The sequence below is a fragment of the Halomonas sp. A11-A genome (assembly GCF_003182195.1).
Taxonomy (GTDB): Bacteria; Pseudomonadota; Gammaproteobacteria; order Pseudomonadales; family Halomonadaceae; genus Halomonas; species Halomonas alkalicola.
This window is the reverse complement of the sequence record NZ_QGTM01000004.1, coordinates 181692-204619: the sequence shown is the minus strand read 5'-3', so window position 1 is coordinate 204619 and position 22928 is coordinate 181692. Positions and strand designations below refer to the sequence as shown.

25 protein-coding genes are annotated in these 22928 nt (G+C 69.0%); 17 read left to right on the top strand and 8 right to left on the bottom strand.

Going from position 1 to position 22928, the window contains the following annotated elements:
- Window positions 1-314, bottom strand: a 314-nt coding sequence (locus DER72_RS05425) for a hypothetical protein (protein ID WP_146209034.1), incomplete at its 3' end; no start/stop codon positions are given.
- 119 nt (window positions 315-433) lie between these two features.
- Between DER72_RS05425 and DER72_RS05420 the strand changes: the two genes are divergently transcribed.
- The 8 genes from DER72_RS05420 (at window position 434) to DER72_RS05385 (ending at window position 8720) form a co-directional block, all read left to right on the top strand.
- Complete coding sequence (locus tag DER72_RS05420) at window positions 434-1564, top strand: OmpP1/FadL family transporter (RefSeq protein ID WP_375153261.1); 1131 nt, start codon at window positions 434-436, stop codon at window positions 1562-1564.
- A gap of 209 nt (window positions 1565-1773) precedes the next feature.
- Window positions 1774-2872, top strand: a protein-coding gene (prfB, locus tag DER72_RS05415; protein ID WP_110068973.1) for a peptide chain release factor 2 whose coding sequence is annotated in 2 segments (ribosomal slippage) — window positions 1774-1848 and window positions 1850-2872 — 1098 coding nt in all. Because the reading frame shifts where the segments join, the coding sequence is not laid out codon by codon here.
- A gap of 96 nt (window positions 2873-2968) precedes the next feature.
- Window positions 2969-4510, top strand: coding sequence for a lysine--tRNA ligase (lysS, locus tag DER72_RS05410; protein WP_110068972.1), 1542 nt, complete (start codon window positions 2969-2971; stop codon window positions 4508-4510).
- A gap of 450 nt (window positions 4511-4960) precedes the next feature.
- Window positions 4961-5347: a hypothetical protein gene (locus tag DER72_RS05405; protein WP_110068971.1), complete on the top strand. Its 387-nt coding sequence runs from the start codon at window positions 4961-4963 to the stop codon at window positions 5345-5347.
- A gap of 74 nt (window positions 5348-5421) precedes the next feature.
- Window positions 5422-6849 (top strand): MFS transporter, encoded by a 1428-nt coding sequence (locus DER72_RS05400; protein WP_110068970.1) that lies wholly within the window; start codon window positions 5422-5424, stop codon window positions 6847-6849.
- Between the two features lie 200 nt (window positions 6850-7049).
- Window positions 7050-7361 carry a BolA family transcriptional regulator gene (locus tag DER72_RS05395; RefSeq protein ID WP_110068969.1) on the top strand — a complete coding sequence of 104 codons (312 nt, stop codon included), beginning with the start codon at window positions 7050-7052 and terminating at the stop codon, window positions 7359-7361.
- Window positions 7358-8164, top strand: a complete 807-nt coding sequence (locus DER72_RS05390) for a hypothetical protein (RefSeq protein ID WP_110068968.1) — start codon at window positions 7358-7360, stop codon at window positions 8162-8164. Before DER72_RS05395 ends, DER72_RS05390 begins: the two co-directional genes overlap by 4 nt.
- On the top strand, window positions 8154-8720 hold the full coding sequence (locus DER72_RS05385; protein WP_258306207.1) for a GNAT family N-acetyltransferase: 567 nt from the start codon (window positions 8154-8156) through the stop codon (window positions 8718-8720). The genes DER72_RS05390 and DER72_RS05385 overlap by 11 nt, the downstream gene beginning before the upstream one ends.
- A 6-nt stretch (window positions 8721-8726) precedes the next feature.
- Here the strand turns inward: DER72_RS05385 and DER72_RS05380 are convergent, their stop codons facing one another.
- Both DER72_RS05380 and rsmD read right to left on the bottom strand, forming a co-directional pair.
- Window positions 8727-8927, bottom strand: a complete 201-nt coding sequence (locus tag DER72_RS05380) for a cell division protein ZapB (protein ID WP_110068967.1) — start codon at window positions 8925-8927, stop codon at window positions 8727-8729.
- Between the two features lie 157 nt (window positions 8928-9084).
- Window positions 9085-9738, bottom strand: a complete 654-nt coding sequence (gene rsmD, locus DER72_RS05375; protein WP_110068966.1) for a 16S rRNA (guanine(966)-N(2))-methyltransferase RsmD — start codon at window positions 9736-9738, stop codon at window positions 9085-9087.
- Window positions 9739-9828: 90 nt separating this feature from the next.
- On the opposite strand from rsmD, the gene ftsY reads away from it, so the two are divergent.
- From ftsY to rpoH, 4 genes are all read left to right on the top strand, one after another.
- Window positions 9829-11343 carry a signal recognition particle-docking protein FtsY gene (ftsY, locus tag DER72_RS05370; RefSeq protein ID WP_110068965.1) on the top strand — a complete coding sequence of 505 codons (1515 nt, stop codon included), beginning with the start codon at window positions 9829-9831 and terminating at the stop codon, window positions 11341-11343.
- Window positions 11340-12008 (top strand): cell division ATP-binding protein FtsE, encoded by a 669-nt coding sequence (ftsE, locus tag DER72_RS05365; protein ID WP_110068964.1) that lies wholly within the window; start codon window positions 11340-11342, stop codon window positions 12006-12008. The genes ftsY and ftsE overlap by 4 nt, the downstream gene beginning before the upstream one ends.
- A complete protein-coding gene (gene ftsX / locus DER72_RS05360; protein WP_110068963.1) occupies window positions 12005-12982 on the top strand; it encodes a permease-like cell division protein FtsX in 978 nt (325 codons plus the stop codon). The genes ftsE and ftsX overlap by 4 nt, the downstream gene beginning before the upstream one ends.
- 157 nt (window positions 12983-13139) lie before the next feature.
- Window positions 13140-14006, top strand: coding sequence for an RNA polymerase sigma factor RpoH (gene rpoH, locus DER72_RS05355; protein WP_110068962.1), 867 nt, complete (start codon window positions 13140-13142; stop codon window positions 14004-14006).
- Window positions 14007-14273: 267 nt separating this feature from the next.
- Here the strand turns inward: rpoH and slmA are convergent, their stop codons facing one another.
- From slmA to coaBC, 5 genes are all read right to left on the bottom strand, one after another.
- On the bottom strand, window positions 14274-14885 hold the full coding sequence (slmA, locus tag DER72_RS05350; RefSeq protein WP_110068961.1) for a nucleoid occlusion factor SlmA: 612 nt from the start codon (window positions 14883-14885) through the stop codon (window positions 14274-14276).
- Between the two features lie 88 nt (window positions 14886-14973).
- The gene (argB, locus tag DER72_RS05345; protein ID WP_110068960.1) at window positions 14974-15882 is read right to left on the bottom strand and encodes an acetylglutamate kinase; all 909 of its coding nucleotides are present in this window, start codon (window positions 15880-15882) and stop codon (window positions 14974-14976) included.
- A gap of 82 nt (window positions 15883-15964) precedes the next feature.
- Window positions 15965-17359, bottom strand: coding sequence for a phosphomannomutase/phosphoglucomutase (locus DER72_RS05340; protein WP_110068959.1), 1395 nt, complete (start codon window positions 17357-17359; stop codon window positions 15965-15967).
- Between the two features lie 37 nt (window positions 17360-17396).
- A complete protein-coding gene (gene dut, locus DER72_RS05335; RefSeq protein WP_110068958.1) occupies window positions 17397-17873 on the bottom strand; it encodes a dUTP diphosphatase in 477 nt (158 codons plus the stop codon).
- A 28-nt stretch (window positions 17874-17901) separates the two neighbouring features.
- Window positions 17902-19176, bottom strand: coding sequence for a bifunctional phosphopantothenoylcysteine decarboxylase/phosphopantothenate--cysteine ligase CoaBC (gene coaBC, locus DER72_RS05330; RefSeq protein WP_110068957.1), 1275 nt, complete (start codon window positions 19174-19176; stop codon window positions 17902-17904).
- 124 nt (window positions 19177-19300) lie between these two features.
- Between coaBC and radC the strand changes: the two genes are divergently transcribed.
- The 5 genes from radC to DER72_RS05305 all read left to right on the top strand — a co-directional run bounded on the left by radC (window position 19301) and on the right by DER72_RS05305 (window position 22914).
- The gene (radC, locus tag DER72_RS05325; protein ID WP_110068956.1) at window positions 19301-19975 is read left to right on the top strand and encodes a DNA repair protein RadC; all 675 of its coding nucleotides are present in this window, start codon (window positions 19301-19303) and stop codon (window positions 19973-19975) included.
- Between the two features lie 328 nt (window positions 19976-20303).
- Window positions 20304-20540: a 50S ribosomal protein L28 gene (rpmB, locus tag DER72_RS05320; RefSeq protein WP_110068955.1), complete on the top strand. Its 237-nt coding sequence runs from the start codon at window positions 20304-20306 to the stop codon at window positions 20538-20540.
- A gap of 27 nt (window positions 20541-20567) precedes the next feature.
- Complete coding sequence (gene rpmG, locus DER72_RS05315) at window positions 20568-20723, top strand: 50S ribosomal protein L33 (RefSeq protein WP_110068954.1); 156 nt, start codon at window positions 20568-20570, stop codon at window positions 20721-20723.
- Between the two features lie 135 nt (window positions 20724-20858).
- The gene (gene mutM, locus DER72_RS05310) at window positions 20859-21704 is read left to right on the top strand and encodes a bifunctional DNA-formamidopyrimidine glycosylase/DNA-(apurinic or apyrimidinic site) lyase (protein ID WP_110068953.1); all 846 of its coding nucleotides are present in this window, start codon (window positions 20859-20861) and stop codon (window positions 21702-21704) included.
- A gap of 16 nt (window positions 21705-21720) precedes the next feature.
- On the top strand, window positions 21721-22914 hold the full coding sequence (locus DER72_RS05305; protein WP_110068952.1) for a class I SAM-dependent rRNA methyltransferase: 1194 nt from the start codon (window positions 21721-21723) through the stop codon (window positions 22912-22914).
- Window positions 22915-22928 lie beyond the last annotated feature (14 nt).

The window sequence follows — 22928 nt, the reverse complement described above, 5'->3', positions numbered from 1 at the left end:
GGATCGATGGCCAGCACCATGTCATCGGTGATGTAGGGCGTGATCCGCTGGAGCTGCAGTTGCTCCGCGGCCCAGGCAAGCTCGCTGTGCCGGGACAGCATGCGCGACAACCGCTTCTGCGTGTGGTGCAGCCGACAGGGTTCCTTCAAGGCGCGGGCGATCTCGGCCTGGCGCAAACTACCGCTGGCCAGGATGCCAAAAAGCGTTTCTGCCGCCAGCTTCACGACGGGCCGAGCGAGGTGATCCGACAGGTCGTCACACCAGTCGATCAGGCGAGCTTTCCATTTGGCGCGGTCTTTGGCATCTTGAAGCATCGGGGTTTTCCTTTTGGTTCATGGTGTTAGGAGTAACAACATGATACCGGCGGGAAAGCCCCGATCTCGTTGATAGCACTGAAATTTTCAACGCTATTCAGGCAGTTACAGCACCGCCTGTGGAAAAGTGGGGAGACGCTAGGGATATTAAAAATGCCTCTGCAAGCCGCACTGGTGTTGACCTTTCAGGTGAGAGCCCGCAGCCATTTTCGCAAAACATTACGGGCTCTTCAGATGGGGATATCGTGCCCGGTACCCTGGTGCCTTTTGCCTTTTATGCTCAGCCGGTGAATGAGCGGCTGGCCTTCGGCTTCGGCGTCTACGCGCCCTTTGGCTCCAAGACCGACTACGAGGATGGCTTTATCGGGAGCAATCTTGGCAACTATACCGAGCTGAGGGTGATCAGCGCCCAGCCGACGGTCTCCTACCGCTTCAATGAGCAGTGGGCGATTGGTGCGGGCATCACCTATAACCGGGTAGATGGGGAGCTGCATCGACAGGTGGCCAATCCCTTTGTAGCCGGTAGCCCCGATGCTGACCTTGATGCAAGGATCGAAGGTGACGATGATGGATGGGGTTATAATCTGGGCGTGATGTTCCAGCCTGTGCCCGAGACTACGCTGGGACTGACCTATCGGTCCAAAGTCAGCTATACCCTTACCGGTGACTATCGAGCCACTGATCCTACAGGGCTGCTTGATTTGCAAGCACCAGAAAGGCTTCAAAGAGACGCTAAGCTGGATCTGACTACACCAGAGACCGTCAACTTCTCTGCTACCCAGCAGATGACAGATCGCCTGAAGCTGATGGCCGGCGCGTCATGGACACGTTGGAGCCAGTTTGAACAAATTCGTGTGATAGATCCTAATAATGGGGAAGTGATTACAGAAGAGCCGCAAAGTTACTCAAATGCTTGGGCTTATTCACTGGGCGGCGAGTATCAGCTCAATCCGCAGCTGGCGCTGCGCGCCGGTATTACCCTGGACTTCACGCCGACCAGCGACCGATTCCGCAGTGCGCGGATTCCGTCCGATGATCGCCGTATCTTCTCCATCGGTGCGGGCTGGAGCCCCACCGATGATCTGACCCTGGACTTTGCCTACTCCTACCTGACCGAGCGGGGCACTCAGGTTGATCAGAGTCGGCAGGATCACGAGACCCTGCCCGTTCCGAATGTTACCTCCACCTACTCCGCCGACTACAAGAATGAGGCCCATGGCTTCGGCGCCCAGCTGTCCTACCGCTTCTGAGCGATACCCAGCCAAGCGAAACCAAGGAAACCCGGCTTCGGCCGGGTTTCCCGCGTCTGGGCTTGGGGCAGGCCCGGAAGCCGCGCCGCGGCGGATGCGGGGTGGCGTCAGGTTCGCTACAATGGACGACTTTTCCGAGCCGCCGCGGCCCAGGCGCGATGCCGCACCGCGGCGGCCGCTTTTCCACTGCAGATTCAGGCGAGTGAGCCATGCTGGAAACCAACCCCATCCACAACCTCATCAAGGACCTGTCTGAGCGGACAGATGTCCTGAGGGGGTATCTTTGACTATGCCGAGAAGAAAGACCGGCTAGAGGAAGTCTCCCGGGAGCTCGAGGACCCGGGCATCTGGAACGATCCGGACTATGCCCAGAAACTCGGCAAGGAGCGCGCCTCGCTGGAGCTGATCGTCGAGACCATCGACGAGCTGGAGCAGGGCCTGGCGGACAGCCGTGACCTGCTGGAGCTCGCCGAGATGGAGGAGGATCAGGCCACGGCCGACGAGGTCCAGAAGGAGCTCGACGGCATGCAGGCGAGCCTCGAGAAGCTCGAGTTCCGTCGCATGTTCTCCGGCGAGATGGATGCCAACAACGCCTACCTGGATATCCAGTCGGGTTCCGGCGGCACCGAGGCCCAGGACTGGGCCAACATGCTGCTGCGCATGTACCTGCGCTGGGCCGAGCATCATGGCTTCAAGGCCGAGATCACCGAGCTCTCCGCCGGCGAGGTGGCGGGCATCAAGTCGGCCACGGTGCATATCCAGGGCGACCACGCCTTCGGCTGGCTGCGCACCGAGACCGGCGTGCACCGCCTGGTGCGCAAGAGCCCGTTCGATTCCGGCGGCCGCCGCCACACCTCCTTCTGCTCGGTGTTCCTGTCACCGGAGATCGACGACAGCTTCGAGGTCGAGATCAACCCGGCGGACCTGCGCGTCGATACCTACCGCTCCAGCGGCGCCGGCGGCCAGCACGTCAACACCACCGACTCGGCGGTGCGGATCACCCACGAGCCCACCGGCATCGTGGTGGCCTGCCAGAGCCAGCGCAGCCAGCACGCCAACCGCGACTTCGCCATGAAGCAGCTCAAGGCGAGGCTGTGGGAGCACGAGATGGAGAAGCGCAACGCCGCCAAGCAGGAGGCGGAGGACTCCAAGGCCGATATCGGCTGGGGCAGCCAGATCCGCTCCTACGTGCTGGACGACCAGCGCATCAAGGACCTGCGTACCGGTGTGCAGACCAGCAACTGCGACAAGGTGCTGGACGGCGACCTGGACCAGTTCATCGTCGCCAGCCTCAAACAGGGCCTATAGCCCTGCCGTTCACGGCGGGGCGATGGGCCTCGCCGTGAATGTGCCCGTCCCGCCACCGTTTTCCCGCCCCAGCCCAATTTGATGACAGGTAGCGAAATGGCCAACGAGAGCCCCTCCCCGCAGCAGGACGAGAACCGCCTGATCGCCGAGCGCCGTGCCAAGCTGGCCGCGCGCCGTGAGCGTGCCGCCGAGCGCGGCGAGAGCGCCTTCCCCAACGACTTCCGTCGCGATAGCCATGCCGCCGAGCTGATCGCTGAGCTGGGCGACAAGGAGAAGGACGAGCTGGAGGCGCTGGAGCGCCAGGCCAGCGTGGCCGGACGCATCATGCGCAAGCGCGGGCCCTTCGTCGTCATCCAGGACGTCAGCGGCCAGATCCAGCTCTACGTCGACAAGAAGGGCCTGCCGGCGGAGACCCTCGAGGAGATCAAGGGCTGGGATATCGGCGACATCGTCGCGGCGCGCGGGCCGGTGCACAAGTCCGGCAAGGGCGACCTCTACGTGATGATGGTGGAGGCGAAGCTGCTCACCAAGAGCCTGCGCCCGCTGCCGGACAAGTTCCACGGCCTCACCGATCTCGAGGCGCGCTACCGCCAGCGCTACGTGGACCTGATCATGAACCCGGACTCGCGCCAGGTGTTCGAGACCCGCGCCGGGGTGATCAGCGCCATGCGCCGCTTCTTCGAGGCGCGCGGCTACATGGAGGTCGAGACCCCCATGCTGCAGGCGATCCCCGGCGGCGCCACCGCGCGCCCCTTCAAGACTCACCACAACGCGCTGGATATCGACATGTTCCTGCGCATCGCGCCTGAGCTCTATCTCAAGCGCCTGGTGGTGGGGGGCTTCGAGAAGGTCTTCGAGATCAACCGCAACTTCCGCAACGAAGGGCTCTCCACTCGGCACAACCCCGAGTTCACCATGATCGAGTTCTACCAGGCCTACGCGGACTACCACGACCTGATGGATCTCACCGAGGAGATGCTGCGCGCGATCACCCAGGAGGTGCTGGGTACCACCACCGTGGTCAACACCGTGCGCAATAGCGAAGGCGAGGTGCTCGAGCACTACGAGTACGATTTCGGCAGCCCGCTGAAGCGCATCACCGTGTTCGACTCGATCCTCGAGTACAACCCGGACATCCACGCCGAGGCGCTGGCCGACGAGGCCGCCGCCCGCCAGATCGCCGAGCGCCTGGACATCGACGTCAAGGATGGCTGGGGCCTGGGCAAGATCCAGATCGAGATCTTCGAGAAGACCGTGGAGCACCGCCTCAAGCAGCCCACCTTCGTGACCGAGTACCCCACCGAGGTGAGCCCCCTGGCGCGGCGCAAGGATGCTAACCCCTTCGTCACCGAGCGCTTCGAGTTCTTCGTCGGCGGCCGCGAGATCGCCAACGGCTTCTCGGAGCTCAACGACGCCGAGGACCAGGCCGAGCGCTTCCGCGAGCAGGTGGCGGAGAAGGAGGCCGGCGACGACGAGGCGATGTACTTTGATGCCGACTACGTGCGCGCCCTGGAGGTCGGCCTGCCGCCCACCGCGGGCGAGGGCATCGGCATCGACCGCCTGGTGATGCTGTTGACCGACAGCGCCTCGATCCGCGATGTGTTGCTGTTCCCCGCGATGAGGCCGGAGGTGGAGTAAGGAGTGCCTGCCGGTTGCCGGGCATGAGGGGCGCCGGTTTTTTGTGGGAAGGGTGCCGGGTTTTGTGGGAAGGGCGCCGGGGTTTTGTGGGAGCTGGGCTCCGCCCGGCGAATGGAGACCGAAGGGCTCCTGGCGGCATGCGCCAACGCTAGCAACACCGCCGGGGCGCCTGCGGCGCCATTCGCCCGGCAGAGCCGATCTCCCACCAGTCGTCTCAAGCCTTACGAACGGAGCCGATCTCCCACCAGTCGTCTCAAGCCTTACGAGCGGAGCCGATCTCCCACCAGTCGCCCAAGCCTCTCACCAGTCGCCCCAAGCCTCCTACCAGTCGCCCAAGCGTCGTGGCCCCAGGGGGCCATGACGCCAGCCATCGGGAAGAGGCGGGAAGCATTGGTAAACCCCGCGGCCAGCACCCATAATGGACATCGTTTCGACGTCGAGGAGACCACCATGAAACTGCTCAACCGCTCTGCCCTGAGCGTCCGCCCTACCCAGCATTTCGTGGACTGGATCAATGCCCTTGAGCCGACGATGGGGGATGACGACATCGCCCTGGCCGACGTCGAGCGCGAAAGCACGGTCTATCTGATTCCCGAGATGGACACCCCGGAGGCCCTGGAGGGCTTCGTGCGCGAGCGCTACCTCGAGATCCTCGAGACGGAGCTGCGTGCCTGGGAAGAGGACGAGCGCCAGTGGCCCGAGACCATCGACTGGCCGCTGTTCCAGCGCTTCCTGCAGGTGGAGCACAGCTACCTGGCCATCGACCTCGACGACGAGGCGGCCCTCGAGATCTCCGAGGTCGACGACTCGCTGCTGATGGACGTCGACCAGGACTAGGCTCTGTCCGAAACCTGGCACCATGAAACCGGCTCCGGCCGGTTTCTTCGTGTTGACCCCCGATGGAAGATGGAATGAGCCGACTCTTTGAGTCCCGCCCCGGCGACGATGGCCTGCCGGGGCCCGAGCGGCGCCTGGCCGTGCTGGCGCTGATCCTCGGCACCCTGATGGCGGTGGTGGATACCACCATGATCAACATCGCGCTGCCCTCCATCGCGGCGGGGCTCGAGGTGCCCGCCTCCCGGGCGGTGTGGGTCACCAACCTCTTCCAGATCAGCTGTGCCGCCTTCCTGCTGGTCTTCGCCGCGCTCAGCGAGCTGGTCAGCCGGCGGCGGATCTACGTGGCCGGGGTGGGCATCTTCACCCTGGCCTCCGTGGGCTGCGCACTCTCCACCAGTCTGGAGACGCTGCTGGCGTTCCGCGCCCTGCAGGGGCTGGGGGCGGCGGCGACCCTCTCCATCGGGCCCTCGCTCTACCGCTCCATCTTCCCCTCGCGCCTGCTGGGCTCGGCGCTGGGGCTCTCGGCCATGGTGGTGGCCGGCGGCTACGCGGCGGGGCCGGCCATCGGCGGCGTGCTGCTCTCGGTGGTCGACTGGCCCTGGCTGTTCGCCCTGCACCTGCCGCTGGGGGCGGTGGCCGTGGTGCTGGCCTGGAAGGCGCTGCCGCGGGAGGCGGGCCGCCGCGGCGGCTTTGACCTGGCCGGGGCGCTGCTCTCGGTGGCCATGCTGTGCGGCTTCTTCCTGGCCATGGATGGCGTCGGCCACGGCATGCCGGCGGGGCAGGTGGCCGCCTGGTTGGCGCTGAGCGTGGCGGCCGCGCTGCTCTTCCTGCGCCGCCAGCGGCGCGCCCGCCATCCGCTGATGCCGCTCTCGATCTTCAGTGAGCCGCGCTTCAGCCTGGCGCTGGTGGCCCAGGGCACCACCTTCGTGGGCCAGGGGCTCGCCTTCGTGGCGCTCTCCTTTCTGTTCCAGAGCGAGATGGGCTTCACGCCCCTGGAGACCGCCTGGCTCTTCACCCCCTGGCCGCTGGCCATCATGCTGGTGGGGCCGCGCGCCGGGCGCCTGGCCGATCGCCTGAACCCCAGCCTGCTCCCCAGCGCCGGGCTCGCCCTCATGCTGGCGGGGCTCGTGCTGCTAGCGCGCCTTCCCGCCGAGGCGGGGGTGGTTGCGGTGCTGTGGCGGATGCTGCTGTGCGGGGTCGGCTTCGGGCTCTTCCAGCCGCCCAACAACCGCGAGCTGATGAGCACCGTGCCCCGGGAGCGCAGTGCCAACGCCTCCGGCATCATGAGCACCTCGCGCACCGTGGGGCAGTCGCTGGGGGTCGCCCTGGTGGGCGCCTTCCTGGCCACCGGCATGCCGCTGCAGGCGACGCTCTGGCTCGGCGCCCTGGCCACCTTGCTGGCGCTGGGCGCGAGCCTGGCCCGGGTGCCGCTGGCCGGCGCCGCCCAGCGTGAGCGACGGCTTTCCAATGAGGCAAACCGCCTTGAGGGGCGCCGGGGGTAGGCCGAAGAGGAGGTCCTACGCCATGGATGGCGTCGGTAGCGTACAGGGAGGTATTCACAGCGCCTCCTCGGAGGCCTGCCGCCGGATCAGCCCCGAGCAGTGTCGGTGAGCTGCATCGTTACCGCTCGGCAGAGCGGGTACAATGGGGCCTTCACTTCACCTGTCCATCCTCCATTTTCACTCAGTCCGGGGAAGCCGCCATGAGTATTCAGGCCACCATCGAAGAGAAGTTGCAGGCCCTCGCGCCCGTCTTTCTGGCGGTGGAGAACGAGAGCCATCGGCACAACGTGCCGCCCAACTCCGAGACCCACTTCAAGGTCACCCTCGTCTCCGAGCGCCTCGAGGGGCTGATGCCGGTCAAGCGCCACCAGCAGGTCTATGCCCTGCTAGCCGATGAGCTGGCCGGCCCGGTCCACGCCCTGGCGCTGCACCTCTACACCCCCGCCGAATGGCAGGCCAGCGGCCAGAGCCGGCCCGATTCCCCCGACTGTCGGGGTGGCAGTAAGTCGTGACCACCGAGCCGCAGCGCCTCCAGTACCTGGAGGCCATGGGGCTGACGGCCTGGGTGGCGCGCTATGCGCTGTCCAATGCCCGCCCGACCCCGGCCTGCGAATGGGAGCTGCCCGAGGCGCCCCCCGCCGAGGCCCCCGGGGAGCGCCTGCACGCGCTGCTGGATGAGGCCCGCGAGGCGGCCCCGACGCGCCCGGCCGAGCCGGAACCGCCGCGGGCGGCGCGCCCGCCACGCCCCGGCATGGCCAGGGCGCTGCTCGAGCCGCCCCCGGCGGAGGAAGTGGCCGCGCCCGTTGAGGCCGTGCCCGCCGAGCCGTTGGCCCCCCGGGAGCCGCTGCGCTTCGCCTTCCAGGTGGCCTGCCTGGAGGGGCGCTGGCTGCTGCTGCTGGCCGGCGAGCGGCCGCCCGGGCGCGCCGAGCTTCAGCTGCTGGGCAACCTGCTGCGCGCCGCCGGGATCGCCTCGCCGCTGCCGGTCTTCCAGCCCTTCCGCTGGCCGCTGGAGGAGGGGCTGACGGTGCACGAGCCCATGGAGGAGGCCCGCGAGGGGCTGCAGGCCTTTGTCGCCGGCGCGCGCCGGCGAGGCTGGTCGCCCGAGCGCCTGCTGCTGTTCGGCGAGGAGGCGACGCTCGGCGAGGTGCTAGCGCTGGAGGACGGGCGCTGCCCGCCGCTGGCGCTGCCTGCCTGGCAGGGGCCGGCGCTCGCGGAGCTGGCCGAGAGCGCCGAGGCCAAGCGGGCGCTGCTGCCGCAGCTGCTGGCCTGGGGGCGAGCCTGGGAATCGACAGAGGCGGCGCCGGGTGAGCACTAGGTCACCCGCGAGAAAGCCGGTGCTGGTGCGCCTGACGGAGGCGGACCTTCCGTCCGTGGCGGCGCTCGAAGAGGCCAGCGGCTGGCCGATGGGGGGCTCCGAGGCCCAGCTGGCGGCGGCCCTGGCGGACCCCGCCACGGCGGTGTATGGCCTGATGGTCGGCGAGGGTCAGGCGGGTGGAGATGAGCTTGCGGCCTACGCGGCGGTGGTCCGGCTGCCCTTCGAGGCGGAGCTGCAGGCGCTCCTGGTGGACGAGGCCCGGCGCGGACAGGGCCTCGCGCGAAAGCTGCTCAATGTGGTGGTCGACCAGGCCCGTGACTGGGGCAGCGAGCGGCTGCTGCTGGAGGTGCGGGCGGGCAATGCGCCTGCCATCGCCCTCTATCGAGCCGCGGGGTTCACCGACGACGGCGTGCGTCGCGGCTACTACCCGCCGCGACCTGCAGCGCAGCCTGCGTCGCTTCCAGGCCCGGAAACGACGCCGCCCCGGCAGGCCGGGGCGGCGGATGCGGCGCGAGAGGATGCGCTGCTGATGTCGCTAACGCTCAGCGCCGGCTGAAGGCGCTCAGGCGCTCTGGGGTTCGCTGGACTCGATCTCGTCGAGCTTGCCCAGCACGCCGGTCAGGCGGCGCTCCCACTCCTCGCGCTCCTGCTTCAGGCGGGCGTTTTCCTCGCGCAGCTCCTCGGCTTCCATCTTCAGCAGCTCCAGGGCCTCCACGGCGCTGGTGACCTTCTGCTCGAGGCGGTTGAAGAGTTCGATGCTCATGCTGTTCTCCTGATGTCCTTCCGGGATGGCCCTTCGAAACGGTCCTTGTGACCGATCCTGCTTGAACAGTCCTCGAGGCCGAGCCGGTGCCCCGGGGCGGGGCGAGGTTGCTTGATGGCGGGATGAATGGGCAGCAGCGTAACGCCGCGCCCGGGACTCAGCAAGCGTCGTCTTGCGGCGACGAGTCTCGTCGATAGAGCCGCCCGTGGCTGTCGCCGGCGCGGACCTCGCGGTGCAGCCGCCAGGTGGCCGGCACCGCCGGCGTCAGGTCCGCCTCGCACTCCAGGTAGATGAAGGCCTCCTCCGCAAGCCAGCCTGCCTCCAGGGCCGCACAACAGGGCTCGGCGAGCCCCTGGCGAAAGGGCGGGTCGAGAAACACCAGCGAGCAGGGCGTCGGCGGCCCGGCCAGGAAGGCGGTGGCGTCGGCGGTGATGACCCGGCCTCGCTCCACGGCGCCCAGGGTCGCCAGATTCTCGCCGAGCTGCCCGGCCACCCGGGCGTCGCGCTCCACGAAGGTGGCGTCGTTGGCGCCGCGGGAGAGCGCCTCCAGGCCCAGCGCCCCGGTGCCGGCGAAGAGGTCCAGCACCCGGGCGCCGGGCAGGGCGGCGGCGAGCCAGTTGAAGAGGGTCTCGCGGACCCGGTCCGGGGTGGGGCGCAGGCCGGGGCTGTCGAGCACCGGCAGCAGCCGGCGGCGGTAGTCGCCGCCGATGATCCTCAGGCGGCCGGCGTCCCGGCGGCCGGCGCTCTTGCCGCCTGGCTGGCCGCCGGTGGGCCTGCCGGAGCGGCGGGGGCGTGATGGGCGTCGTGTCATGGCGGGGATTGTACCCGGGGGCTTATCCACAGTCATGGTGGGCGGTGGTAGGATGTGGCGATTCGTTCACCCGCGAGGCTGATTCTGTCCATGTTCGGTTTTTTCAAGCGCAAGAAGAAGCAGCAGGAGCACGAGGCGACCCGCGAAGAGCAGGAGCGCCTGGAACCGGTCGCCGAGGCGACCGAGGAGCCCGAGGCCGCGGCAGAGTCCGAGGTCCGCGCCGAGCCCGAGAGCGTCGAGCTGGCGGAGCCCCTCGTAGAAGAGCACTCCGTCGAGGAGGCGCCTGCCGAAGAAGCGCCTGCCGAGGAGACGCGCCCCGAGCCCGAGTCGGCTTCCGCACCGGAACCGGAGGCCGAGCCGGCAGTCGAGTCGGCCCCCGAGCCTGTCGTCGAGGAGGCCGACAGGGTCGAGGCGCTCGAGACCCGGGAGGCTTCCGCATCGGCCGAGCCGGTGGAAGCCGCCGCCGAGGCCCCTGCCATTGAGCCCGATGAGGTGATCGCGCAGCCTGCTGCCGAGCCCGAGCCCGAGCCCGAGCCCGAGCCCGAGCCCGAGCCCGAGCCCGAGCCCGAGCCCGAGCCCGAGCCCGAGCCCGAGCCCGAGCCCGAGCCTGCTCCTGTTCATGCCCCCGCCGCGCTGCAGGAGAAGCCCCAGGCCGGCGAGAAGAAGGGCTGGTTCGCGCGCATCAAGGCGGGCCTCGGCAAGACCCGCGCCAACCTCACCGACGGCCTGGCGGATCTGTTCCTCGGCAAGAAGCAGATCGACGACGACCTGATGGAGGACCTCGAGACCCAGCTGCTGCTGGCGGATGTGGGCATCGAGGCCACTACCGAGATCATCGACCGCCTCACCGCGCGGGTCACCCGCAAGGAGCTCCAGGACAGCGAGGCGCTCTATCGCGCCCTGCAGGAGGAGCTGGCCGCCATGCTGGAGCCGGTCAGCCAGCCGCTGACCCTGCCGCCCAAGGGCGAAGGGCCCTTCGTGATTCTGGTGGTGGGCGTCAATGGCGTCGGCAAGACCACCACCATCGGCAAGCTTACCCAGCGCTTCCAGCGCGAGGGCCGCAGCGTGATGCTGGCCGCCGGCGACACCTTCCGCGCCGCCGCGGTGGAGCAGCTCAAGGTGTGGGGCGAGCGCAACAAGGTGCCGGTGATCGCCCAGCACACCGGGGCCGACAGCGCTTCGGTGATCTTCGACGCCGTGGCTGCCGCCAAGGCGCGGGGCGTCGACGTACTGATCGCCGACACCGCCGGTCGCCTGCACAACAAGGCCCACCTGATGGAGGAGCTCAAGAAGGTGCATCGGGTGATGGGCAAGGTGGACGCCACCGCCCCCCACGAGGTGATGCTGGTGCTCGACGCCGGCACCGGCCAGAACGCCCTCTCCCAGGCCAGCACCTTCAACGAGGCGGTGCCGATCACCGGGGTGACCCTGACCAAGCTCGACGGCACCGCCAAGGGCGGCATCATCTTCGCCCTGGCCAAGCAGCTCGGCACCCCCATCCGCTTCATCGGCGTCGGCGAGTCGCTGGATGACCTGCGGCCCTTCGCGGCCGGCGAATTCGTCGACGCCCTGTTCGACCGGGACGGGAACGACGCCGCGCAATGATCGTCTTCGAGCACGTGGGCAAGCGTTACGGCGGGCGCTTCGAGGCGCTCGCCAACCTCGATTTCCGCGTGCGCCGCGGCGAGATGGTGTTCCTGACCGGCCACTCCGGGGCCGGCAAGAGCTCCCTGCTGCGGCTGATCATGCGCCTGGAGCGCCCCTCCCGGGGTCGCATCCTGGTGGCGGGCCATGACATCGACCGGCTCCACGCCAGCCAGGTGCCCTTCTACCGGCGCCAGATCGGCGTGGTCTTCCAGGACCACCAGCTGCTCCACGACCGCTCGATCTTCCACAACGTGGCGCTGCCCCTGGAGATCCAGGGCGTGGAGCCCCGGGAGGCGGCGCGGCGGGTGCGGGCGGCGCTGGACAAGGTGGGGCTGCTGCATCGCGAGAAGGCCCTGCCCATCGAGCTCTCCGGCGGCGAGCAGCAGCGGGTGGGCATCGCCCGGGCGGTGGTCAACAAGCCGGCCCTGCTGCTGGCCGACGAGCCCACCGGCAACCTCGACCCCCAGCTCTCCGCCGACATCATGGGGCTGTTCGAGGACTTCAACCGCATCGGCACCACGGTGATGATCGCCAGCCACGACCTGGCGCTGATTGCCCGGCTGCGCCACCGCATCCTGCGCCTGCACGAGGGCCGGCTGGTGGCCGACCAGGAGGCCGCATGAGCCGCCGTCCCGCCCCGCCGCCGCCTCGCGGGGCGCGTACCCACCGCACCCGGTCGTCGAGCCGCCTGCGCGGCTGGCTGCGCCACCATCGGGCCATGGCCCTGGACAGCGCCTGGCGGCTGCTGAAGGCGCCCATCGGCAGCCTGGTGACCATGCTGGCCATCGCCATCGCCCTGGTGCTGCCGGCAGCGCTGTGGCTGACCCTGGACGGCGCCCGGCTGCTGGACGCCGAGCTGACCGAGAGCGCCACCCTGACCGTCTACCTGGCCCACCACGTGGACGAGGCCCAGGCCGAGCGGGTCGAGGAGGCGCTGGCCGCCAACGAGGGGGTCGGTCGCACCCGGCTGATCACCGCGGCCGAGGGCATGGCGGAGTTCCAGCAGGCGCTGGGGCTGGCCGACGCCCTGGGGCGCCTGGAGGAGAACCCGCTGCCGGCCAGCGTGGTGGTGACCCCGCGGGACCCCTCCCCGGAGGCGGTGCGCGCCCTGGCCGGGGAACTCGAGGTGATGACGGGGGTCGAGGAGGTGCGCCTGGACCTGGCCTGGATCGAGCGGCTGCGCCACCTGGCCGAGCTGGGGCGCCGCGTCGCCCTGGCCCTGGCGGTGCTGTTCGGCAGCGGGGTGCTGCTGGTGGTGGGCAACACCATCCGCCTGGCGGTGGAGAACCGCCGCAAGGAGATCGAGGTGGTGACCCTGATCGGCGCCACCCACGCCTTCGTGCGCCGGCCCTTCCTCTACAGCGGGGCCTGGTACGGGCTCGGCGGCGGCCTGCTGGCCTGGGGGCTGTTGTCGCTCGGCAGCGAATGGCTGGCCGCTCCCGTCTCGGCCCTGGCGGCCAGCTACGGCGCCACGTTCAGCCTGCCGCGGCTGGGCGCCGCCGGTTCCACAATTCTGGTGGGCTGTAGTATACTACTGGGCTGGGTGGGCGCCTGGATCGCGGTGAGTCGCCATCTCGCCGAGGTCAAACCGCGGTAGCGGCACGAGGCTCGCGATCAGGCCGCCAGGCACCTGGAAACCACGCCTCTGGCGTGGTTTCATGGAACATTTCCCTGTTTCCGGCGTCTGATGCAGTTGAGCGCCAATGCACGTCTGGGTTGATAAACTTCTGGGCTGACAAGGAGGCATCCTGCATATGAGCACTAGTCTTCTTCCGGTGGGCCATCTCTCCCCGGGGCACGACCTCAACGGCTACCTCCAGGCCGTCCGCAGCATCCCGCTGCTGACCGCCGAGGAGGAGAGCGAGCTGGCTTACCGCCTGCATGATGAGGGCGACCTGGAGGCGGCACGCCGCCTGGTCCTGTCCCACCTGCGCTTCGTCGTGCATATCGCCCGCAGCTATTCCGGCTACGGCCTGCCCCAAGCGGACCTGATCCAGGAGGGCAATGTCGGCCTGATGAAGGCGGTCAAGCGCTTCGATCCCAACCAGGGCGTGCGCCTGGTCTCCTTCGCTGTGCACTGGATCAAGGCGGAGATCCACGAGTTCGTGCTGCGCAACTGGCGCATCGTGAAGATCGCCACCACCAAGGCCCAGCGCAAGCTGTTCTTCAACCTGCGCAGCGCCAAGAAGCGCCTGGCCTGGCTGAGCGGCGACGAGGTCGACGCCATCGCCCGGGACCTCGACGTCAAGCCCGAGGTGGTGCGCGACATGGAGGGCCGCCTCTCCGCCCATGATGCCGGCTTCGATGCCGCCCCGGGCGAGGACGAGGAGAGCAGCTGGCAGGCGCCGGTGCACTACCTCGAGGATGCCTCTGCCGACCCGGCCGTCCGGCTCGAGGAGAGCGACTGGGAGGACGATGCCACCCACCGTCTGCAGCAGGCCATGGAGGCCCTCGACGAGCGCTCCCGGGACATCCTGCAGCGCCGCTGGCTGGCCGACGAGAAGGCCACCCTGCACGAGCTGGCCGACGTCTACGGCGTCTCCGCCGAGCGCATCCGCCAGCTCGAGAAGAACGCCATGAAGAAGATCCGTCAGCAGATCGGTGACGCCCTGGCGGCCTGAGCGGGGTTTTGTGGGAACTGGGCTTTGCCTGGCGAGTGGAGGTGGGAGCTGGGTTTTGTGGGAGCTGGGCTCCGCCCGGCGAATGGAGACCGAAGGGCTCCTGGCGGCATGCGCCAACGCCGGCAACACCGCCGGGGCGCCTGCGGCGCCATTCGCCCGGCGGAGCCGATCTCCCACCAGTCGTCTCAAGCCTCGCGAAGAACCTAACAGTAACCCCCGTCGGATGAGAGTCCGGCGGGGGTTATTCATTGACGGGAGAGGGACCGGCTACGCTGGCTGCGGGCTCTCGCGCAGCAGCTGGGCCGAGAGCAGCACCCACTGTGCCTCCCAGTGCTCGGTGGGGCGGCGCTTGAAGTCGCTTCTCACGTACTGGCTGATGCGCCCCTCGGCGGCGGCCAGCAGCAGGTTGGCGGCGGCGGAGGCGGGCAGGCAGAGGCGGCGCCCCTCGCGCAGCTCCGCCTCGCGCAGCACCTGCTTGAGCTGGGTCTCGAGCCGCTCGAAGAGCTGGTGGATGCGAAGGCGCAGGCGCGCGGTCTCGCCGGTGAGCACGCCGCCGTCGAGCAGCCGGGAGAGCCCGGGGTTCTTCTCGGCGAAGGCCAGCAGCAGGGTGAGCAGCGCCCCGCAGCGCGGCAGCGCCTCCGGGCTCTCCTCGAGGATGCGGGTGATCCGCGCGAAGAGCGTCTCCTCGATGAACTCGATGAGCCCCTCGAACATGCGCGCCTTGCTGGGGAAGTGGCGGTAGAGGGCGGCCTCGGAGACGCCGACCTGCTTCGCCAGGGCGGCCACGGTGATGCGCTTGCCGCTGTCCTCCTCCAGCATCAGGGCCAGCGCCTGCAGGATCTGCTCGCGGCGGCTGGGTGTGGGGGTTGCCTGCGTCATGGTGTTCTTTTCTTTTCTGATGGTCGACTCATGCTAGCCGCGGACCCGGCATCGCGCAAAGCGAGACGCCAGGCTCGCGGTCGGTGCGTCACGCGTCCGTGGCGGTGTCGGTGATCAGGGTGCCGACCCCGGCGTTGGTGAAGATCTCCAGCAGGGTGGCGTGGGGCACCCGGCCGTCGATGATATGGGCACTCTTCACGCCGCCCTTCACCGCCTCCAGGGCGCAGCGGATCTTGGGCAGCATGCCGCCGTGGATGGTGCCGTCGGCGATCAGCTCGTCGACCTGGGCGGTGGTCAGCCCGGTGAGCACCTCGCCCTCGGCGTTCATCAGGCCGGCCACGTTGGTCAGCAGCATCAGCTTCTCGGCGCCCAGCGCCTCGGCCACCTTGCCGGCCACCAGGTCGGCGTTGATGTTGTAGCTGTGGCCCTCGGCATCGACGCCGATAGGGGCGATCACCGGGATGAAGTCGCGCTCGGCGAGCATCTCGATCAGGTCGGTGGAGATGTGCTCCACCTCGCCGACGTGGCCGATGTCGATGATCTCGGGGACGGTCATCTCCGGGGTCTGGTGCTCCACCTTGAGCTGGCGGGCGCGGATCTGGCTGCCGTCCTTGCCGGTGAGGCCGATCGCCTTGCCGCCGCACTGGTTGATCAGGTTGACGATGCCCTTGTTGACCAGGCCGCCCAGCACCATCTCCACCACGTCCATGGTCTCGGCGTCGGTGACCCGCATGCCGTTGACGAAGCGCGACTCGATGTTGAGCTTCCTGAGCAGGTCGCCGATCTGCGGGCCGCCGCCGTGAACCACCACCGGATTGATGCCCACCTCCTTCATCAGCACCATGTTGCGGGCGAAGGAGTCGATCAGGGTGTCCTCGGTCATGGCGTTGCCGCCGTACTTCACCACCACGGTCTTGCCGGTGAAGCGCTGGATATAGGGCAGCGCCTCGGAGAGCACTTCCACTACCAGGCGCGGGTCGCGGGTCTGTTCGGTCATTGCGGGTTCCCTTCTCTTGCTCTTGCTCTTGATCTTGGCGGAGCCACCGCTGGCGCGGCGGCGGGTCATCAATCCCTTGGGCTCAGAGCGCCACGTCCAGTTCGGGGGCGACCCTGGCCAGGGCGGCGGCGAACTGCGCCTTGATGCGCTCGAGCGCCGTCTCGCTCTTGCCCTCGAAGCGCAGTACCAGCACCGGCGTGGTGTTGGAGGCGCGGCACAGGCCCCAGCCGTCCGGGTAGTCGACGCGGATGCCGTCCAGGGTGGTCTTCACCCCCTCCTCGCCGAACTCCCCCTCGCGGGCCAGGCGCGCCACCAGGTCGAACTTGGTCTCGTCGGTGACGGTGACGTTGATCTCCGGGGTGCCGATGTCCTGGGGGTAGCGGTTGAAGAAGGCGTCGGCGTCGAGGTCCTGGCGGGAGAGGATCTCCAGCAGGCGGGCGGCGCCGTAGAGGCCGTCGTCGAAGCCGTACCAGCGCTCCTTGAAGAAAATGTGGCCGCTCATCTCGCCGGCAAGCTGCGCGCCGGTCTCCTTCATGCGCGCCTTGATCAGCGAGTGGCCGGTGCGCCACATCTCGGGCTCGCCGCCGGCCTCGTCGATCACCCGGGCCAGGTTGCCGGTGCACTTGACGTCGAAGATCACCTTGGCGCCCGGGTTGCGCTCGAGCATGTCCTCGGCGAAGGCCATCATCAGGTGGTCGGGGTAGATCAGCCGGCCGGAGGGGGTGATCACGCCGAGGCGGTCGCCGTCGCCGTCGAAGGCCAGGCCGATGTCGGCGCCGCTCTCCTTCACGACGCGGATCAGGTCCTGGAGGTTCTCGGGCTTGCCCGGGTCCGGATGGTGGTTGGGGAAGGTGCCGTCGATCTCGGCGAACAGCGGCAGCGTCTCGGCGCCGAGCTTCTCGATCAGCTGCGGGCCAAGCTCGCCGGCCACGCCGTTGCCGCAGTCCACCACCGCCTTGAGCGGGCGCGCCAGGCGCACGTCGGTGAGGATTCTCGCCAGGTAGGCATTGCGCACGTCGACCTCGCGCACGCTGCCCGTGCCCTCGGTCAGGTCGCCCGTGGTGATGCGCGTATGCAGGGCGGTGATGGCGTCGCCGGAGAGGGTCTCGCCGGCCAGCACGATCTTGAAGCCGTTGTAGTCCGGCGGGTTGTGGCTGCCGGTGACCATGACGCCGGAGGCGGTGCCGTCCAGCACGTGGGTGGCGAAGTAGAGCACCGGGGTGGGCACCATGCCGATGTCGATGACGTCGCGGCCGGCGGCGTTCAGGCCGCGGGTCAGGGCCGCCTGGAGGCGCGGGCCGGAGAGGCGGCCGTCGCGGGCCACCACCACGGTGGACTCGCCGCGGGCGGCGGCCTCGCTGCCGATGGCGCGGCCGATTGCCTCGACGGTCGGCTCGGTCAGGGTGTCATCGACGATGCCGCGGATGTCGTAGGCGCGGAAGATGGAGGCGGGAACGGTCTGGGTCTCGTCTGTCATGGGTGTCCTTGTCCTGTGGGTCGCGTCGGGGCGGATGTCAGTGGCGGCCCGAGCTGCCGAAGCCGCCGCTGCCGCGGCGGCTGGCGTCGAAGTCGTCGACCAGTTCGAGCTCGGCCTGCACCACGGGAACAAGCACATACTGTGCCAGTCGCTCGAAGGGCTCGAGGGTGAAGGGGGCCTGGCCGCGGTTCCACACCGAGATCATCAGCTCGCCCTGGTAGTCGGAGTCGATCAGGCCGACCAGGTTGCCGAGTACGATGCCGTGCTTGTGGCCCAGCCCCGAGCGGGGCAGGATCAGGCCGGCAAGGCCGGGGTCGGCGATATGGATGGCGAGCCCGGTGCGCACCAGCTCGCACTGGCCGGGGGCCAGCGTCAGGGGCGCCTCGAGCAGGGCGCGCAGGTCCATGCCGGCGGAGCCGTCGGTGGCGTAGCCGGGCAGATAGTCGCGCAGGCGCTCGTCGAGGAGCTTCACGGCCAGGCGGGGCCGAGCGGCGGGTCGGGGGGTGTCGGACATCGGGAGATTCCAGGGTCGTGGGTCGGATTCAGGGGTGCCGGCGCGCCTGCAGGCAGGCGAGGGCGCGGTGCATCACCGCCATGGCGAGCCGTGACTTGGTCTGGGGTGCGAGCTCTTCCTCGGCGAGAGCGTCGCCTTCCGGCGACGCCTTCTCCTGCCGGGCCGCCTCCCGCCACAGCACCAGGGCGGCGTTGTCGTCGGCGCCGAAGCCGAGCCCCTCGCGGGAGACGTCGTTGGCCACGATCATGTCCAGCCTCTTGCGGGTAAGCTTGTCCCGGGCATAAGCCGCGAGGTCACGGGTCTCGGCGGCGAAGCCCACCACGAAGGGGCGCCGGGCCTCCGGCAGGGCGGCCACGCTGGCGATGATATCGGGGTTCTTGACCAGCCGCAGGGTCAGCCCCTCCTCGCCCTCGACCTTCTTGATCTTGTGCTCGGCGGCCTGCTCGGCGCGGTAGTCGGCCACCGCGGCGCAGCCGATGAACAGATCGCTCTGCGCGGCCAGCCGCATCGCGGCCTCGTGCATCTCGAGCGCCGTCTCCACCTCGACCCGCGCCACGCCCGCAGGGCAGGGCAGGCTGACCGGGCCGCTTATCAGGGTGACCCGGGCGCCCAGGGCGGCGGCGGCCTCGGCCAGGGCGTAGCCCATCTTGCCGGAGCTGTGGTTGGAGAGGTAGCGCACCGGGTCCAGCGGCTCCCGGGTGGGGCCGGCAGTGATGGTCACGGCCATGCCCGCGGCCGGGGCGTCGCCGGTGTTCGACACCTGGCTCGCGTCCAGCAGCGCCGCGAGAATCGCCTCGGGCTCCAGCATGCGCCCGGGCCCCACGTCGCCGCAGGCCTGGTCGCCGCTCGCAGGCCCCAGCAGGCGCCAGCCGTCCTCCATGAGCCGGGCGGCGTTGCGCGCCGTCGCCGGGTGGCGCCACATCGCCTGATTCATGGCCGGGGCCATCACCTTCTCGGCTTCGCTGGCCAGGCACAGGGTGGTGAGCAGGTCGTCGGCCATGCCGGCGGCCAGCCGTGCCATCAGGTCGGCGGTGGCGGGGGCGATCAGGATGGTGTCGGCCCAGCGGGCCAGCTCGATGTGGCCCATGCCGGCTTCGGCTTCCGGGTCGAGCAGCGAGGTGCGTACCGGCTCGCCGGTCAGCGCCTGCAGGGTGAGCGGGGTAATGAAGGCCTGGGCGCCCTCGGTCATGACGACGCGCACCTCGCAGCCGGCCTGCTTGAGCAGGCGGGCGAGCACGGCGCTCTTGTAGGCGGCGATGCCGGCGCTGATGCCGAGCAGTACGCGGCGGGAGGGCGATGACATGGACGGATTCCCGGCGGTGATGTCAGCCGCCTACCTTACCACTGGCGCCCCACCTTGCGTAGACGAGCAGACCTTGTCGGAGAGTGGCTACACTGAGCAGAAGACGACGGGCAGGGAGGCGGTGATGTCGATCAGGGACTGGCCGGAGGGGGAGCGCCCCCGGGAGAAGCTGCTGGCGCTGGGGTCGGAGGCGCTGTCGGACGCCGAGCTGCTGGCGATCTTCCTGCGGGTGGGGCTGCCCGGCCGCTCGGCGGTGGACCTGGCCCGCGACCTGCTGCTGGAGTTCGGCGGCCTGCGCCAGCTGCTGGAGGCGGACCGCGAGCGCTTCTGCGCCGCCCGGGGCATGGGCAGCGCCAAGTTTGTGCAGCTGCAGGCCACTCTGGAGCTGTCGCGCCGCCACCTGGCCAGCCAGCTGGCCCGGGGCGAGGCGCTCACCTCGCCGACCCTGGTGCGCAGCTATCTGGCCTCGCAGCTACGCCACCTGGGCCACGAGGAGTTTGCCGCGCTCTTCCTCGACAGCCAGCACCGGGTGATCCGCTATGAGTCGCTGTTCCGCGGCACCCTGGACAGCGCCTCGGTCTACCCCCGCGAGGTGGCCCGTCGTGCCCTGGAGCTGGGGGCCGGGGCGATCATCTTCGCCCACAACCACCCGTCCGGGGTGGCCGAGCCCAGTGATGCCGACCGGCGCATCACCGATCGGCTGCGCGAGGCGCTGGGGCTCTTCGAGATCCGCGTGCTGGACCACTTCGTGGTGGGGGATGGCGAGGTGGTCTCCTTTGCCGAGCGGGGGTGGCTCTAGCGCTTTATCAGGCGCTTTGATAGACTGCGCGCCCGGCTGCGCTCGGTTCCTGGGTTTGACGTCGATCTGACGTCCGGGATTCAGGGTCGCAAGCATGCTCTCCGCCATCGGCTGGCCACGTGCGCCACGCCCCGTTGCGGCGCCACCTTATGCCCTGCTGGATCTGCGCTGCGCGCTTGCCCGGCGTGGCGGTCTCTGGTATAAAGTGCAGCCTTTGAATTCCCTTGGGTCAAATTTCACGGGATCTCCCGGTTTGCCCGACAGGTTTTGAACACTCAGGGTTCGCGCATCAGGCGCCGAACACCTGGCCCAGCGGTTGGAGGCTCCAATGTCAAAAGTATGTCAGGTTACCGGCAAGCGCCCGGTGACTGGTAACAACGTTTCACACTCCCAGCGCAAGACCCGTCGTCGGTTCCTGCCGAACCTGCACACCCATCGCTTCTGGGTGGAGTCCGAGAACCGCTTCGTCAAGCTGCGCGTCTCCTCCAAGGGCATGCGTGTGATCGACAAGAAGGGCATCGACGCGGTGCTCAGCGACATCCGCAAGCGCGGCGAAGCCGTCTAAGCGATATCCATTCAGGGAGCAGCAGTCATGCGTGACAAGATCAAGCTGGTGTCCAGTGCCGGTACCGGCCACTTCTACACCACCGACAAGAACAAGCGGAACACCCCGGACAAGCTCGAGTTCAAGAAGTTTGATCCGGTCGCCCGCAAGCACGTGATGTACAAGGAAGCCAAGATCAAGTAAGCCTTGGTCGTCTTCCGCAGGTGTTCTTGCCTGTCCCCCTGAACCCGGCTCCACTGGCCGGGTTCAGGCGTTTGTAGGGCTCTTGGCAGAGCCCCCTTGTGGAGGCCCCCAGGCGGCCGAGCCGAGCGATACATCATGCCCGAACTGCCCGAAGTCGAGACGACCCGCCGCGGCATCGCCCCCCACGTGGAGGGGCGCGAGATCACCGAGGTCATCGTGCGCCAGCCGCGGCTGAGGCTGCCGGTGCCCGCCGACCTGGCCGAGCGCTTGGTGGGGGCGCGCATCGGGACCCTTGCCCGGCGCGCCAAGTACCTGCTGGTGCCGCTGGCCGGGGGCGATTCAGCGGGCGGTAATCTGGCCGGCGGCACCCTGCTGTGGCACCTGGGCATGTCCGGCAGCTTGCGTATCGCCCGGGTCGGCGAGCTGCCCAGGAAGCACGACCACGTCGACCTGGTGCTCGAGGATGGCGCCCTGCTGCGCTACCACGACCCGCGCCGCTTCGGCTTCGTCGACTGGCTCGCCGGCACCCCCGAGCAGGACCCGCGCCTGGCCCGCCTGGGGCCGGAGCCCCTGTCGGAGGCCTTCGACGGCGCGCGGCTCTTCGCGCTCTCCCGCGGGCGCCGGGTGGCGGTGAAGCCCTTCCTGATGGACAACGCTGTGGTGGTGGGGGTGGGCAACATCTACGCCTCCGAGGCGCTGTTCATGGCCGGCATCGACCCGCGCCGCGCCGCCGGGCGCATCTCCCGCGAGCGCTACGACCGCCTGGCCGCCGCCGCCCGGGAGGTGCTGGCCGCCGCCATCACCCAGGGAGGCACCACCCTGCGCGACTTCGTCAGTGGCACCGGCGAGCCGGGCTACTTCAAGCAGCGCCTCAACGTCTACGGCCGCCACGGCCAGCCCTGCCGGCAGTGCGGCGCCGAACTGCGCCTCGTCACCCTAGGGCAGCGGGCCAGCGTCTACTGTCCCCACTGCCAGTCCTGATTCTCGAGAGATTCCCATGACCCTGTCCTCCCTGCGCCTCAACAAGCACGCCGACCGCCGCCTCAAGGCCGGCCACCTGTGGCTCTACTCCAACGAGATCGACACCGGGGCCACCCCGCTCAAGGGCCTTGCGCCCGGCCAGCAGGTGGTGGTGGAGGCCGCCAACGGCAAGGCGCTGGGCGTGGCCTACGTCAACCCGAACTCGCTGATCTGCGCGCGGCTGGTCTCCCGGGACCCCAAGCAGGGGCTCGACCGCTCGCTGCTGGTGCATCGCCTCAACCAGGCCCTGGCCCTGCGCCAGCGCCTCTTCGCCGCGCCCTATTACCGCCTGGTGCACGGCGAGGGGGACCTGCTGCCGGGCCTGGTGATCGACCGCTTCGCCGACACCCTGGTGGTGCAGCTCAACACCGCCGGCATGCAGGCGGTGCTGCCCGAGCTGCTCGACGCCCTGGACAAGGTGCTCGCGCCGACCACGGTGGTGCTGCGCAACGACACCAGCGGCCGCCGTCAGGAGGGCCTCGAGCTCGGCGTGGAGGTGGTCAAGGGCGAGGTGGGTGATCCCGTGCTGCTGGAAGAGAACGGCGTGCGCTTCGCCGCTCCGGTGCTCGACGGCCAGAAGACCGGCTGGTTCTATGACCACCGCGTCAACCGCGCCTGGCTCAACCAGTACGTGGCCGGCAAGCGGGTGCTGGACCTGTTCAGCTACGTGGGCGGCTGGGGCGTGCAGGCCGCCGCCCACGGCGCCCGCGAGGTACTCTGCGTCGATTCTTCCGCCGCAGCGCTCGAGCGGGTGGCCGAGAACGCCGTCCTCAACGGCCTGCACGAGCAGGTGGCGGTGGGCGAGGGCGATGCCTTCGAGGTGCTGGCGGCGCTCAAGGCCGAGGGCGAGGAGTTCGACGTGGTGATCCTCGACCCGCCGGCCTTCATCAAGAAGCGCAAGGACATCCCCGTCGGTGAGCATGCCTACGGCAAGCTCAACCGCGAGGCGATGCGCCTGCTGGGCCGCGATGGGCTGCTGCTGTCGGCGTCGTGCTCCATGCACCTGGCGCCGGAGCGGCTGGTGGACGTGGTGCGCGGCGCCGTGCGCCACCAGGACCGCCACGGCCAGATCCTCTTTCAGGGCCACCAGGGGCCGGACCACCCGGTGCACCCGGCGATCCCCGAGACCAGCTACCTCAAGGCCCTGGGCGTGCGGGTCTTCCGGGACTGACGAAGAAGGCGTCT